General features: G+C 64.2%; 13 protein-coding genes. 9 read left to right on the forward strand and 4 right to left on the reverse strand.

Features of this window, described 5'->3' with window-relative positions:
- Positions 1-133: 133 nt before the first annotated feature.
- On the reverse strand, positions 134-298 hold the full coding sequence (locus ADK54_RS45105; protein ID WP_234392221.1) for an ABC transporter ATP-binding protein: 165 nt from the start codon (positions 296-298) through the stop codon (positions 134-136).
- Between the two features lie 35 nt (positions 299-333).
- On the reverse strand, positions 334-1347 hold the full coding sequence (locus ADK54_RS27605) for a bifunctional lysylphosphatidylglycerol flippase/synthetase MprF (RefSeq protein ID WP_053728447.1): 1014 nt from the start codon (positions 1345-1347) through the stop codon (positions 334-336).
- A 371-nt stretch (positions 1348-1718) separates the two neighbouring features.
- On the opposite strand from ADK54_RS27605, the gene ADK54_RS27610 reads away from it, so the two are divergent.
- From ADK54_RS27610 to ADK54_RS27635, 6 genes are all read left to right on the forward strand, one after another.
- Positions 1719-2855 (forward strand): acyl-CoA dehydrogenase family protein, encoded by a 1137-nt coding sequence (locus ADK54_RS27610; RefSeq protein WP_053728448.1) that lies wholly within the window; start codon positions 1719-1721, stop codon positions 2853-2855.
- A gap of 25 nt (positions 2856-2880) precedes the next feature.
- Positions 2881-3372: a hypothetical protein gene (locus ADK54_RS27615; RefSeq protein ID WP_053728449.1), complete on the forward strand. Its 492-nt coding sequence runs from the start codon at positions 2881-2883 to the stop codon at positions 3370-3372.
- Positions 3369-3962 carry a flavin reductase family protein gene (locus ADK54_RS27620; RefSeq protein ID WP_078966677.1) on the forward strand — a complete coding sequence of 198 codons (594 nt, stop codon included), beginning with the start codon at positions 3369-3371 and terminating at the stop codon, positions 3960-3962. Before ADK54_RS27615 ends, ADK54_RS27620 begins: the two co-directional genes overlap by 4 nt.
- 38 nt (positions 3963-4000) lie before the next feature.
- A complete protein-coding gene (locus ADK54_RS27625) occupies positions 4001-4978 on the forward strand; it encodes a hypothetical protein (RefSeq protein WP_053728451.1) in 978 nt (325 codons plus the stop codon).
- 62 nt (positions 4979-5040) lie between these two features.
- Positions 5041-6543 carry an APC family permease gene (locus ADK54_RS27630; RefSeq protein ID WP_078966678.1) on the forward strand — a complete coding sequence of 501 codons (1503 nt, stop codon included), beginning with the start codon at positions 5041-5043 and terminating at the stop codon, positions 6541-6543.
- 58 nt (positions 6544-6601) lie between these two features.
- Positions 6602-8377, forward strand: coding sequence for a pyridoxal-dependent decarboxylase (locus ADK54_RS27635; protein ID WP_234392222.1), 1776 nt, complete (start codon positions 6602-6604; stop codon positions 8375-8377).
- Between the two features lie 53 nt (positions 8378-8430).
- Here the strand turns inward: ADK54_RS27635 and ADK54_RS27640 are convergent, their stop codons facing one another.
- A complete protein-coding gene (locus tag ADK54_RS27640; protein ID WP_053728452.1) occupies positions 8431-9090 on the reverse strand; it encodes a TetR/AcrR family transcriptional regulator in 660 nt (219 codons plus the stop codon).
- Positions 9091-9246: 156 nt separating this feature from the next.
- Here ADK54_RS27640 and ADK54_RS27645 point away from each other — a divergent pair, with 156 nt between their 5' ends.
- On the forward strand, positions 9247-10455 hold the full coding sequence (locus ADK54_RS27645) for an MFS transporter (protein WP_053728453.1): 1209 nt from the start codon (positions 9247-9249) through the stop codon (positions 10453-10455).
- 51 nt (positions 10456-10506) lie between these two features.
- Positions 10507-10983: a hypothetical protein gene (locus ADK54_RS27650; RefSeq protein WP_053728454.1), complete on the forward strand. Its 477-nt coding sequence runs from the start codon at positions 10507-10509 to the stop codon at positions 10981-10983.
- Positions 10984-11102: 119 nt separating this feature from the next.
- Here the strand turns inward: ADK54_RS27650 and ADK54_RS27655 are convergent, their stop codons facing one another.
- Positions 11103-11924: an AfsR/SARP family transcriptional regulator gene (locus ADK54_RS27655; protein ID WP_078966680.1), complete on the reverse strand. Its 822-nt coding sequence runs from the start codon at positions 11922-11924 to the stop codon at positions 11103-11105.
- Positions 11925-13545: 1621 nt separating this feature from the next.
- On the opposite strand from ADK54_RS27655, the gene ADK54_RS27660 reads away from it, so the two are divergent.
- A complete protein-coding gene (locus ADK54_RS27660) occupies positions 13546-14022 on the forward strand; it encodes a hypothetical protein (RefSeq protein ID WP_053728455.1) in 477 nt (158 codons plus the stop codon).
- Positions 14023-14064: the final 42 nt, after the last annotated feature.

Consider the following 14064-nt stretch of genomic DNA (forward strand, 5'->3'; position numbering starts at 1 on the left):
GAACGGATGAGGGACTTCGCGCCCGTGACGTGCTCAACGGTCGCGGACTGGTGTCCGCCGTTACGGGGCCGCGGCTGCGGATGGTGGGCCCCGGTGGCCCGCCCGGTCATCGGCTGACTTTCCGTGGCGTAGATCATCCGTCGGCTTCCGCGAGGAGGACGTCCAGGCGGTGCAGTGCGCTGTCGGCGCTTTCGGCGGCCGCGCGATCATCTGGGTTTCCGCACAGCTGGATGAAATTATCTGCCAGGGTTTTCTTGGTTTCTTCGAGCGTTGTGTCGGCGTTCAGGTCTTTCGTCATGTTGGACCGTTCCTCGTGGTGGGGTTGCGTTGGCTTCACATGGCGTTCGCGGCACGCCAGATGTTGACGAATCCCTCAGCGCTGGACTTCCCCGGGAAAGCCGCGTACTCCGTGAGAACGAGGCTTTGGTTCCACTTTTGTTTGTAAGCCAGTTGCGAGGATGCGGGATAGACCACTTGGTTTTCCCACAGGTAGTGCATAAGCCATTTGAAGCCCAGACTGTGGCCCTGCACTTCCCTGTCTTCGCTGAGGCTGGTGAATGGCGTGAAACCGAAGTGGAGCCATGGGACTCCTTCTTCGCAGAAAACGTCAATGGCCGCCTTGTTGATCGCTTCCATGACGCCTGCCGGGCTTTCTGGGAGTCGGCGGCTCAGGTCGTGCATCCAGCCTTCATTGGTGCCGTACACCGGAGAGTAGGAGACGTATCCGATGGCTTGCCCCTCGATGTGTCCGATGAACAGACGACGATGCTTTTGCATTTCCCCACCGGTCTGCCCGACGAGGTACTCGAGTGGGCGGGCTCCCTCGCCTTTGAGTGGCAGCCAGCGGGTGTTGATGTCACGGACGCCGTCCTGCCACTGCTCATAATCGGCCTCGATGATGGTCAGGCCGCTGCGCAGAGCTCGGGAGATCTTGTTCCGCAGCTGCATATAGCGCGAGCCGGCCAGGGTGTGGGTGGTCAGATCCACGGCATAGGACGCTCCGACCTGGTTCACGGTGAAACCGTGGCGGGCGTAGATGTCCGCGTCACGCTTCTGAAGCTGGATGGCCGCGAGCTTGCGGTCGTTGCGCCTGGTGTACTCGGTGAAGGCCTGAAGAAGATCGGCGTAGGAGTCGTCGGGCGCGAAAGGGCCGCCGAACTGGACCATATAGTCGCCGGCCGGCCGGTAGACGATCACGCCAGGGCGGCCGGGGAGTGTGAAGTAGGAGTTCCCCTCGTTTACCGCGAGGAATGAGCTCGGGTTCTCGGATGCGCTGAATTCTTGTATCGCGCTGAGAGCATATTCAGGAGAGGCGCTCGAACTACCTTTCGCCACTTGGATGTCCATGTGGAAAGACTCCTTGTCTGTTGCTCTTTGGCCGTAGGGACCGGTCGGGCCCCTGCATGCCCGTTCCTGGGGCAAGACGTACCGGTGGTCATCGTGCGGCGCAAGTTCGAGGTATGCAATAGGCAAGCAGCGAGACGGGTCCCAGGCATCAGCTAGTTATCACTCAGGTGTCAGGTGAGAAGCCCTGACGTGGGCAGCTTCAGAGCGTCATGTGAGTGTCAGGAAGTCGTCAGGTAAAGCTGCAAAGCTGGCGTTACGTGCCACTGAGGCGAGTCTTCCCATGACCGTTTCCGCACGTTCCAGTCTCAGGCTTCCGGTGGCCTTCACGCCGGAGCTTAATCTCGCCGACGGACGCCGGAGGTTACCCCAACATGCGTTCTCTCGATATTGCCCGTGATGCCTGTGAGCGCCATCACCCCGGGCTGATCAAAGCACTTGAGGAGATACCCCTCCTTGAAAGGGAATCGGCCGACAGCCCGGTCCTGGAGGTATTCCGGGAACATGACGGGGCGGGCCTGCTGGTCCCACAGGAGTACGGCGGAGCCGGTGTGGACGCGCTTGAGGCAGTACGCGTGACGCGTGCGATGGGCGCCTATTCTCCGTCGCTGGCGGCAGCTGCGACGATGCACAACTTCACGGCGGCGATGCTGTTCGCCCTGGCCGACCGGGTCGTTCCGCCCACCGAAGAGCAGAAGCAGCTGCTATCGCGTGTGGCGCCAGAGGGCATGCTCTTGGCCTCGGGGTGGGCCGAGGGGAGGACTCAGCAGGACATCCTCAACCCGTCGGTGACAGCCACTGAGGTAGACGACGGGTTCATTCTCAATGGATCAAAGAAGCCGTGCAGCTTGTCGCGCTCGATGAGCATCTTGACGGCGAGCGTGACACTGCCCAGTGAGGACCAGCAGCCCTCGCTCGCCGTCCCGCTCATCATGGCGGACTCGCCGGGAATCTCAGTGCACCCGTTCTGGGACAGCCCAGTCCTGGCCGGCGCGCAAAGCAACGAGGTACGTCTGAAAGACGTGCATGTTCCCGAGCGTCTCATTATCCGCGGCACCCCTGACGACCCCAGTCGGCTCGATGACCTGCAGACAGCGACATTCGTCTGGTTCGAGCTGTTGATCACCTCGGCCTACGTAGGAGCCGCGAGCTCTCTGACGGAGCTGGTGATGCATCGAGAGCGGGGCGCGGTTACCGACCGGGCCGCGCTCGGGATCCAGCTGGAGGCAGCCGTCGGGCTGACCGAGGGCGTGGCACGCGCGCTACGTGACGGGCTGTTCGGCGAAGACGCGGTGGCCGCGGCGTTGACCGCCCGCTTCGCTGTGCAGAAGGCCCTGGCTGCCATTTCTGAGCAGGCTGTTGAGCTCCTGGGCGGGATCGCGTTCATCAAGTCGCCCGAGGTTGCCTATTTGTCGTCCGCCCTACACCCGCTTGCCTTCCACCCGCCGGGCAGGAGCAGCTCCTCCTCCCATCTGGTCGAGTACTTCAACGGCGGACCGCTGCAGATCTGACCCGTGCCGAGAGGCGGATCACCCCATGGACCAGCTCAATTCCTTCGAATCGCCTACCACCACTCGTCTGCACCGATCCGAGTATCTGGTCGGACTGGGCGTCTCACTGGTGCTCTTCATCGTGCACGTCGGTGAAGTCCGCTGGCTGCCGGCGGTTCTCTTGTTCGTCTACATCGATCTGATCGGGTACATTCCCGGCGCCATCGCCTATCGGCGCAGTCCCAATCACCGGATCCACAAAGCGTTCTACGTCCTGTACAACACCATGCACAGCCTGATCACGCAGGGGGTCGTGGTGGGCCTGTGGATCTGGGTGAGCGGGCCTGAGTGGGCCCTGCTCGTCATTCCCATCCATCTGTGTGCCGACCGCGGAGTCTTCGGCAACTTCCTCAAGCCCTTCGCCTTGCCTTTCGAGCCGGTGGTCAACGAGGAATTCGCCTACCTGTCCCAGGCGCTGTTCCGGAAACCGGTGCCGTCAGCCTCGCCGGTCTCGCCCGTTGTGGGTTCCCAGCGATGACCGCGTCGGCCCCCTCCCTGCGCCCCACGCTGGCTCCTGTTGATGATGAGACGCGTTGGCAATCGCTTCGCGGGTTCTCGCGCTGCCTGCCTACGGGAGTCTCCGTCGTGACGGTCACTTACAGCAATGCGGCGCATGGCGCCACGGTCAGCACCGCCAGCGTGGTGTCGCAGCACCCGCTGCGGTTCGGTGCCAGTTTGCGCAGGGGCTCCTACCTGGCCGATCTAGTGCGCCAGCGCGGTGAATTCGTCCTGAACGTGCTCTCCTCGCGCCAGGCGGCAGTGGCCGACTGGTTCGCCAATCCGGAACGCCCCCGTGGAATGCGCCAGTTCGACTACGTTCCCTGGACTGCGCACAAACAGAGTGGCATCCCCGTCCTGGGCGGCTGTCTCGCGCACTTCACCTGCCGCCTGACCGACTCGGTCTCTCTGGGAGCCACAGACGATTTTCTCGTCGCAGAGGTGCTCGAGGGCCAAGGCCGCGAGGGCCGCCCCCTGGTCAATTTCGCCGGGCAGCTTCACGACGTCGAGTTCCGAGATGTGTTCCGGGCCCGGCGCGAGCAGGCCGGTGCGATCACAACATTCGATTAGCGCTCATCACGACTGTATCTGTTGAGAGGAATGACAGCATGACGCACTCCCTTCCCCCCGAGACCGACTGGGACCAGGCGCCGGGGCTGCTCGACGGCGCGATGACCCTGGACCTGTCGGCGCAGGACTGCAACCTGGCCTACTGGTTCAGCGGTGTCGCGCAGGGCACGCTACGCGGCCGGGCTGAGACCGGGCACACTTCGGCCGAAATCACGCCGGTTCATATGCGCGCCGACGGCCCACTGCGTGACGCGCAGATGCTGGAACTGGGCTGCCGGTCGGTGGCCGAGGAACAGGGCACCCGAGTGCTGGCGTACTACGTCGCCAATGCCACGGGTGTCGCAGAGATGGACTTCTTTGCCACCCAGCTCATGGACGAAGCCCGGCATTCGATGGTGTTTCGCAACCACCTTGTGGAGATGGGCCTGCCAGCTGACGAGTTGCACTCCACGATTGCGAAGTTGTCAGCCGACTACAAGCAGGAGGTACTCGACCCGATCCTGCAGTTCGCGGTCCGTGCAGTGCGCGACGAGGGCGATTTCATCGGCGGCGTGGCGGTCTTCACCATCATCATCGAAGGCGTCCTGGCTCCGGCGGCCGAACTGAGTGAGCGTAAGTGGAGTCTGATCGACCCGGCGGCCAGCGCGATCGCCCGCGGCGCGGCCATCGACGAGATCCGACACCTCACGGTCGGCAGTTCCATCGTGCGCGAGCACCTGCAGACTCACCCGGAGTACCGGCCTCGGCTGATGGACATCATCCAGCGCGGCCGCAAGCTGTGGGACGAAATCCCCGACAAGAAGTACATCCTCGAGCGCGAGCACCTGTTCCAGGAGGGCATGCACCAGCACGCTGACGTCATCGGCGACTACGAGGTGTGGCCCGGGCAGCGGCTGCTGGATACCACCGCCGAGGAACGGTATGCCACGGCGGAGCGCTGGACGGACAAGATGGCGGCCGCACGCCTGGCCTACATGGGGCTCGACGAGGCTGTAGAGATCCTCCGACTGACCTGATCCCGCCGTGCGGCGGCGAACCGTGTTCGCCGCCGCACTTGAGCTTTGTGCAGGAGACCTCCATGGACAGTGCTCCCCGGACCGGGCAGAGCGGACTCCTTCAGCGCACCCTCACCACCCCCAAGATCGTTTTTATCGTGATTGCCGCGGCGGCCCCGCTGGCCGCCATGGTCTTCACCGTGCCGCTGTCCTTCGCCTTGGGCACCGGGCCGGGCGTGCCGGCGATGTTCGCGTTCGCCGGGCTGACGCTGCTGTGCTTCACTGCGGGATATTCCGCCATCAGCAAAGAACTCAGCAGCGGCAGTGGGTTCTACAGTCAGATCGCCCACGGGCTGGGCCGCCCTCCGGCCGTCGGCGCCGGTCTGATCGCCGTGATCTCTTACAACGCAGTTACCGTCGGAGTTCTGGGAGCCTTCGCGTATTTCACCCAGTCGGTGGCGGCCGATCACGGGCTGCATCTGCACTGGTCGGTGTGGGCTGTCGTAGGCCTGGTTTTCGTCGGCGTGCTCGGCTACCGGGATGCCGAGCTGAGCGCACGTGTGCTGGCCGTATGCATGGTGTGTGAGATCGCCGTTCTCCTTGCACTGGACACATCTGTTCTCGTCGACCGTGGTCTCAGCGCTCTGCCCAGTGCCTCTTTCAGTCCAGATTCCGCGCTCGCGCCCGGCATCGGAGTATCGGTGATGTTCGCGTTCGCCTCGTTCCTGGGCTTCGAGTCTGCCGGTCTGTACGGCGAGGAGGCCAAGGATCCAGGCCGGAGCGTACCGCGTGCCACGGTCATCGCCGTTCTCGTGGTTGCCTCGTTCTATGCGTTCACCAGCTGGGTTGCCGTCGGTGCGGTGGGTCCGGCGCGCGTCAGAGGCGAGGCCTCCCAGCACCTGGGGGATCTGTTCTTCGGCCTGAGCGCCACCTACCTCGGCTCCGAGGCCACCACGGTCATGCAACTGCTGCTGTGTACGAGCCTGCTTGCCAGTTGGCTGGCCCTGCACAATGCGGCGAACCGCTACATGTACGCGCTGGGCGTTGATGGGGTGCTGCCTCGATGGCTGGACCGCGTGCATACGCGGCACGGGTCGGTGCACCGGGCGAGCCTGGCCCAGACCGTGGTGAGTTCGGCCGTCGTCCTCGTGTACGCCGCTGCCGGCCTAAACCCTTACGTGAACATGTCGACCAGCATGGTCGGACTGGGCACACTGGGTGTGATCGTGCTCCAGGCGCTGGCATCGGTGGCTGTGCTCGGCTACTTCCGGCGTCGTCCGCGACGCTGGTGGCGGACTGTTGTCGCCCCTGTTCTGGCCACTCTTGGGCTAGCGGCCGCCACAGTGCTCGTGGTGCGCAACTTCGCAGTTCTGACGGGAACTTCGGACCCCGTAGTGACATCTCTTCCCTGGATCCTGGTCGCGGCCGGCGCCGTCGGCGTGGTCCGCGCCCGGCACACGCGCTCGGCCTCGCCAAGCCACTATGCCCGGCTCGGAAGGGCGCAGTCCGTCCCCGATCCGGCCCCAGAGGCTCCCGTCACACGGGCGCCCGCGGACCGCAGCTTCCGGAAGACGCCTGCTGCGTGATGGCGTCACCATGGCGCCTCCGCCCCGGAAGCCATTCCCCAGCGAAAGGAACAACGCCGTGACGACCTCCTCTGCTCCCTCTAAGGTGGATCTCCCTTTCGGCCCGGAGGACACTCCGTGGCAGAAGACCTTCAGCAGCCTCCGGGTGGTTGACGGCGTGCCACGTGTCACCGCTCCATCCGAGGACCCCCGGCGGGCATACATGGAGATCCCCGAAGTCCCGTACGCCAAGGTTCAGATCCCGCCGAACGGACTGGATCCGCAGCAGTACGCGGAGGCCGAACGTCTCTTCCGTAGCTACGTGGACGCTCAGACACACAACTTCGCCGGCTACCAGGTCACCAGCGACCTGGACTACGAGGGCCGCCTCAGCCACTACCTCAACCGGCATCTCAACAACGTCGGAGACCCTTACGAGTCCAGTTCCTACACCCTGAACTCGAAGATACTTGAGCGGGCAGTGCTCGATTACTTCGCCTCCTTATGGAATGCGAAGTGGCCTCACAACGCCGACGATCCGGAGTCGTACTGGGGGTATCTGCTGACCATGGGGTCCAGCGAGGGCAACCTCTATGGACTGTGGAATGCGCGTGACTACCTGTCCGGCAAGCTGCTTCGTCAGCAACAGTCCGCCGGCTCCGAGGCGGCCCCGGTCGTGTACGAGCAGGCGCTGCGGCGGGAGGGCCAAAGCCCGCACGCCTACCAGCCGGTGGCGTTCTTCTCTCAGGACACCCACTACTCGCTGACCAAGGCCGTCCGGGTCCTGGGCATCGACACCTTCCACACGGTCGGCAGTACCGTCTACCCGGACGAGAACCCGCTCGAGCCCGGTGCGCCGTGGCCCACCGAAGTCCCCTCCGTCGGAGGGGCCGCAGGCACCGGAGCGATCGATGTGGACAAACTCGCTGTTCTGGTCCGCTTTTTTGCGAGCAAGGGCTACCCGATCCTTGTCAGCCTCAACTACGGATCGACATTCAAGGGTGCTTACGACGATGTCGAGGCCGTCGCCCACACCGTCCGTGACATCTGCACGGAGTACGGCCTGGACGAGCGCCGGGTATATCGCGACCGGGACAAGGACAGCGACTTCGATGTGCGTAGCGGGTATTGGATCCACATCGATGCTGCGCTGGGGGCAGGGTACGCCCCCTATCTCCAGATGGCCCGTGATGCGGGCATGGTCGACGACGCACCACCGGTCTTCGATTTCCGGCTGCCCGAGGTGCACTCGCTGACCATGAGCGGGCACAAGTGGATCGGCGCGCCTTGGGCCTGCGGCGTCTACATGACCAGAACTGGGCTGCAGATGATTCCGCCGAAGTCGTCGGAGTACATCGGGGCGGCCGACACCACGTTTGCGGGATCACGCAACGGGTTCTCGGCCTTGCTCCTATGGGACTATCTGTCCCGGCACTCATACGATGACCAGGTGCGTCTCGCCGCCGAGTGCGACCGCCTGGCAGGTTACGCCCATGACCGGTTGCTGGCGCTTCAGGAGAAACTGGGGATCGACCTCTGGGTGGCGCGCAGCCCACAAGCCCTCACGGTCCGCTTCCGCCAGCCCAGCGAGGACATCGTGCGTCGGTACTCGCTGTCCTGCGAGACCCTGTACGTGGGAGGAGAGCAACGGACGTATGTGCATCTCTACGCGATGAAGCATCTCACCCGTGAACTTGTCGATGAGTTGGTGCGCGACATGCGCCAGCCCGGAGCCTTCCCTGGCATCGCCCTGCCAACCGCACATAGCTGGGCTGGGGCGGCCGACATCCTGGCGGATGACGAATCGGACAGTGGCTGTGTCGGCGTACTGGCTGCGGGCGAGCGGTCCGCCTGACGCAGGAGGCATACAGTGCCGGGCCGGGGGCATACCCCCGGCCCGGCACTCTGCTATCCCCCTGAAGTTCCTGTAGCGGGGCGAACCTCTACGGGCTGCGCAACGCAGTGGGGGTCGCCGAGTGCGCGGTGGGCCAACTCAAGAACCAGAGCGATGACTTGGGCATCATCAATGTCGTCGCCCTGCGAGATGAGGTCATCGAGCAGGCCGTCGGCGGCGTGGTACATCATGCGGAAGGCCAGCTCGGTGTCGAGCGCCTGGAAGGCGCCGGCGTGGGTGCCCTGCTTGACGAAGTCGCACATGAGGTTGATGACGCGCTGATTGGCCTGCCGGCACAGCTCCAGGGCCTTGGCGTTGGCCGACCCATAGACGAGTCGGTGCAGTTCAGCATTTTTGAGGGCGTGCCCGACCAGCGCCGCCATCCCCCGGTCGATCGTGGGCCACCAGGCGTCCCCTTCGGCGAGGATGCTCTGCGCGGTGGTGACGATGGCGTCGACGTAGCGCTCCCACATCGCGCCCAGCAGATGGTCCTTGGACTCGAAATACAGATAGAAGGTGCCCTTGCCGATCTCGGCCGCGTCCGCGAGCTCAGAGATCGTGGCCCGCTCAAAGCCCGTGGTCCCGAAGACCTTCTCTCCCGCACGCAGGATGTCGTCTCTGCGGTCGTCGGGATTCTTGGTGACCCGCTTGCGTCGCGTCTTCGCCGTCGCCATACCCACCTCCGTCCGGACACCAGGCTACCCAGCATATCTGACGGAGTGGCCGATCCGTTGATTGACTGACCGACGGTCATTTGATTGACTGACCGTCGGCCACTGATCGCGGCGCTTCGATCCCGCGATCCCGTCTACGAGAACCACGAGGACGACATGACAACGGAACGATTGGCGGCCTCCGTCAGCGGCACGGCCACCGTGAGCAGCCCGGCCCGCTTCTGGGCGACCGCGTACACGCTGCTGTTCCTTCTGACCGGCACAAACCTCCCCACCCCCCTGTACCGCGGATACCAGCAGTCCTTCGGGTTCTCGCCGCTCATGGTGACGCTGATCTTCGCGGTGTATGTGGCCTCGCTGATCCCCTCCCTCTTAATCGCGGGGCCGCTCTCGGACTCGATCGGACGCCGCAAGGTCCTGTTGCCGGCGGTGGTCCTGGCCGCGCTTGGCTCGCTGGCCTTCGCACTCGCCGAGAACGTCGCCTGGCTCTTCGGCGCCCGCCTCCTGCAAGGCCTGGCCGTCGGCGCTGCCTCCGGTGCGCTCACAGCGGCACTGAGCGAACTCGAACCGCACGGCGACCGCCGCCGGGCAGCCCTCGTATCGACCGTGGCCTCGGTCGGCGGGCTGGGCGCGGGGCCGCTGATCGCAGGGCTTCTCGCCCAGTACGCGCCGGCACCCCACGTGCTGCCGTTCGTCGTCGAGATCATCCTGTTGGTGCCCGCAGCCATCGCGATGGCCACCCTGCGCACCACCCGGCCCTCGACGAAGTGGCGTCCCCGGCGCCCCTCCATCCCGGCCACGATGCGCAGCGTGTTCGTCTCCAGCGGTACTGCCAGCTTCCTGGCCTTCACTGTGATCGGTCTCTTCCTCAGTCTGGTGCCGACGTACGTCACGAAACTGTCCGGCAGCGACAATCTCGCCCTCGCCGGTGGTGCCGTCACCTTGATGCTTGCCTGCTCCGTGATCGCGCAGATCGTCGCCTCCGGCAAGGACGCCGTCGGCCTGCAGGTTGCCGGGCTCGCCCTGCTGGCCGTCGGGCTCGTGATGCTGGCTATTGCTGGCGGTGTCTCCTCGCTGCCCCTGCTGCTCGTCGCCACTGTCATCGGTGGAGTGGGCCAGGGCATGGCCTTCCTGGGGGGCATCACCGAGATCAATCGCGTCGCCCCCAAGGACCGCCATGCCGACGTACTGTCGAGCTACTACGTCGTCATCTACCTGGGCGTCGGCGTTCCCGTCATCGGCGTCGGGTTCCTGGCTGCGGCGACTGGCCTGCTCGAAGCCGTCCAGCTGTTCGCTGCCGTCGTGGCTGCCCTCTGCCTGATCGACCTTGCGATCCTGGCCCGCAGTCGACGCCAGCGCATCTGATCCGTTCCACCTTTATTCCCCGTCCCAGACACCTACACAACGGATGAACCCATGGACGTCACCGAACTCACCGCCGCCTACCGTCAGTTGCTAGTCGCCGCCGAAGCCATTTCGGCCGACACGCCCCTCGACGCCGAGACGCGCGACGATGTCGACTGGCGGCTGTGCCACATCGCACTGGCCGACAGGATCATCGCCAATGCCGCCCGAGAGCAGCTCAGCGGCCACACTGCAGTCGTTGATAACCAGCCCTCGATGGACCCCGACAGGATCGCCTCGATGATCAGCACATCGACGCACCCGCAGCGCATCGACAACGTGCGCCGCAACTGGGCCGAGTTGCGCACTCTCATCGAGACGTACTCCTCACTGGACGCCCAGGCACAACTCAAACTGCGCATGCACGACCGCAACGGGGAGTACGTGAGCGACTCGGTGATGTCCTGGGCGACACTGATCGAGATGCGCACACGCCAACACATTCCTGGCCATCAGGCGGCGCTCGCCAACGCCCTGCCAACGCTGTAGGACAGCCAGGTCAGGAACCGGCGAGTTCTCCACGCACCCGCCACAATGTCCCGGGCTCCGCACAGGAGATCCGTCCGTGCGGAGCCCGGGACTACCCGAACAAACCAAGCCACCCCAGTTCAGTACCGCGTGGGCTGGCGTGTGAGGGTCCGGCGTGAACTCGGACCAAGCACGGAGCTCCAGTGGAGGGCAGGATCCTGCTCCAGGACCGCACGCTCGTAGGCCTGCATGGCGGGCGAAGGCAGCAGGCCGAGTTCGTCGGCCAGCCGTGCGCTCAGATCGCGATACACCTGCAGGGCCTCAGTCTGGCGGCCGGCCCGGTAGAGGGCAACCATCAGCTGCTGATGCATCCGCTCTTGGTAAGGGTTCGAGATCAGGTGATCACGCAGTTCCGGAATGACGTGCTGATACCTTGCGCCCTCTAATTCGCAGTCGAAGAGCCGTTCTTGAAGTGCCAGCCGCGCTTCTTCGTAACGTGCAGCGGCCGCCTTGCAGAACAGCCCGCCAACCGGCCCACCGAAGAGGGGACCGTCCCACAGGGCCAGCACACGCCTGATCTCGGAGGAGGTCTCGGCAGGCGGACTGTCAGGGGCGTCCTTGAGACGTTCGTAGCCCCGGATGAACGCGAGAGCATCGAGTTGCTCCTCCCCGAGGACAAGTCGGTAGCCTCGGGGGTGGGTTACCAAGCGGGATGCTCCGGAGTCCTGTTCCAACTCGGCGAGCTTCCGTCGCAGCCGGCTTATGTGCGCCTGCACGGCATTCTCCACGCCGTCGGGAGGCTCGCTCCCCCACACCTCATCAATGATCGTCTTCGTCGGCACCAGATGTCCTTCGCTGACCAAAAATGTGGCCAGTAGCGCACGTTGAAGGGTTCCTTTGGGGCGGACTGTGCAGTCTGCGGCCTGGATCTCGATCTTTCCAAGGATCTGAAACTTCAGCATCACGGCTCCGAATGGAAGAAGGGCTGTGGGGCGCTCCTCGACTGCGGGAGCTGCTCGGCAGAGAGCGGACGGCACTGTGCGCTCGTGCTCGAGAGGGCATGACAGTCACTGTGTTGAGGGGGCGGGAGGGCAGGGCCGACGGTGGAGGGATGGGCACTCAGAAGTCGGAGGCGGTGAGGGGGCTCGCTCTGCTGCGTTCGGCAGCTCACGAGGGCTCATGAAAGGAGCCTTGCCGTCAGCCGGAACACCCAAGAGATGGGGCCCATTGCACATTTGACCGACCGTCGGTCATGAAATGCTCACATAGGCCCGCCCTTGGGTCAACAATCATCGGCGAAGAGTAATCTTCAGGACGGGCAACAGGGCTGAGACTATTGGGCAGCCGGATTTGACCGCGGCGACGAGCGGCCACTTTGAAGGAGAGACCGAGCTCGGCGAGGAGGACAGCGACCGGGGGCGCCGCCAGCCTTCCTTGCGGCCTCAGGTCGGCTGCACGCAAGGCGTTCAGCGCATCGCACACGACGGCATATCGCCGACCAGTGCCCTGCTGGAGGACTGGGGGCTGTTCTGGTCAGCCCGACGGCGCCCCCTCGAGCGATGGCATCACATCAGCACCACCGTTCCACAGATCCACCCACTCGCAAGAGAGAGGGCGCCGGGACGCTACCTCCCGGCCACAGCGAAACGGTGCGTTGAACCCACGACATCCTTGTCTCGCCGGCCTGTGGGCCCATCCACCGAAGACAGCTGAACACACATCAGACGCGATCGCCCTCAGAGTTCCTGCGAACTGCGAAACGGGTGCCTGATCCGGCATTTCCCCGCGTGCCCGGAATTCGGCAAGGGCCCATATCGACTTCCCGGCAGTCACACTCGCCAGCTCCAACCTGTACCCCTGCAGCACAATCGGGTTTCCCCGGGCTCGCCGCTGGAGCGAAAGGCAGGAGTATCTAGCCGGTACACAGGCCGGCAGATCAGTTCTATTTCGGCGATAGCAGCGCAAAGGTCCCCCCGTTTCTGACGCAACGCACACTGCCCGTAAGGCACTGCGGCTAAACCGGCTCCGCCTGGCACGACGGCCGCAACCTGACTGATCTCACGGGGCTCCGGCGCCGGCCGCATGTCATGGCGGACCGCGTTCGGCCTGGCATTTACTTATGACTGAAGAACAGGGACTAGGACCTCTCGCGGTGTGCGCGAAGTCATCGACTCGCCTTATCTCAGTAGTCAGCTACGAACCGTCTGGTATTCAAGGTGCCATCAATCGGCGACGCTATGTCAGCGGTCGATGTGGTGTCAACGTATCAACTTCAGCGAACAGGGGAACCTGTCGTGAAACAGTCGGCTGCCCTTCCCCCACCTCACCTCTCCAACCTGGGATTTCGGGGTGTGCGGAGGCGCGAGGAGCTCGCTCGCCCGCCACGCACGGCTGCGCCTCAAGGCCGGGACTGGCTTGATCTGCATCCAGACCTGTTCACGCCAGCGGGGGCGAGATCTTGTCATTGTCAGCGAGACTAAATGGCCGCTTGCCAGGTGGGGTTGATCGTGGCAGTAATGGGGAAGCGCTTCCAGGTGTTCGGCGGTGCCTCAAGTGCACGGTTTCTCTAGGTAAGGACGATGCATGAGCAGCAGATCAGCACCACATGAGCCGAGTCGACGCTTGCTGAACCAGCTTGATGAGCGACTCCAGGGGCTGATTGCCACCATCTACCCAGACGAGCGCAAACGCCCTGGCTACGCCAAGCTGGCTGAGGATATACGCGCGACGACGGGAGGCTCGATCTCGGGTACGTACCTGTGGGAGCTGGCTACCGGCAAAAAGCGCAACGTAACTCTGCAGCAATTGGCGGTGCTCTCCGAGTACTTTGGCGTGCCACCGGAGTACTTCCTCAACGATGAGGTGGCCAAACGCGTAAATGATCAGCTGGCTCTGGCCGCAGCCTTGCGTGATACGCGGATCCGCAATATTGCACTCAGGGCTGAAGGACTCTCTGCTGCCAGCCTTGACGCGCTGCTCGCCATGGTGAACGCCGCGCGCCAAGTACAGAACCTGACGGATACACACGACCGTGACGGGCGAAGCGGGGCGGGTGGTTAGGACATCGGATGTTGCCAACGAATAAAAAAGCTCGTGAAATGC

The organism is Streptomyces sp. WM6378 (assembly GCF_001279695.1).
Taxonomy (GTDB): domain Bacteria; phylum Actinomycetota; class Actinomycetes; order Streptomycetales; family Streptomycetaceae; genus Streptomyces.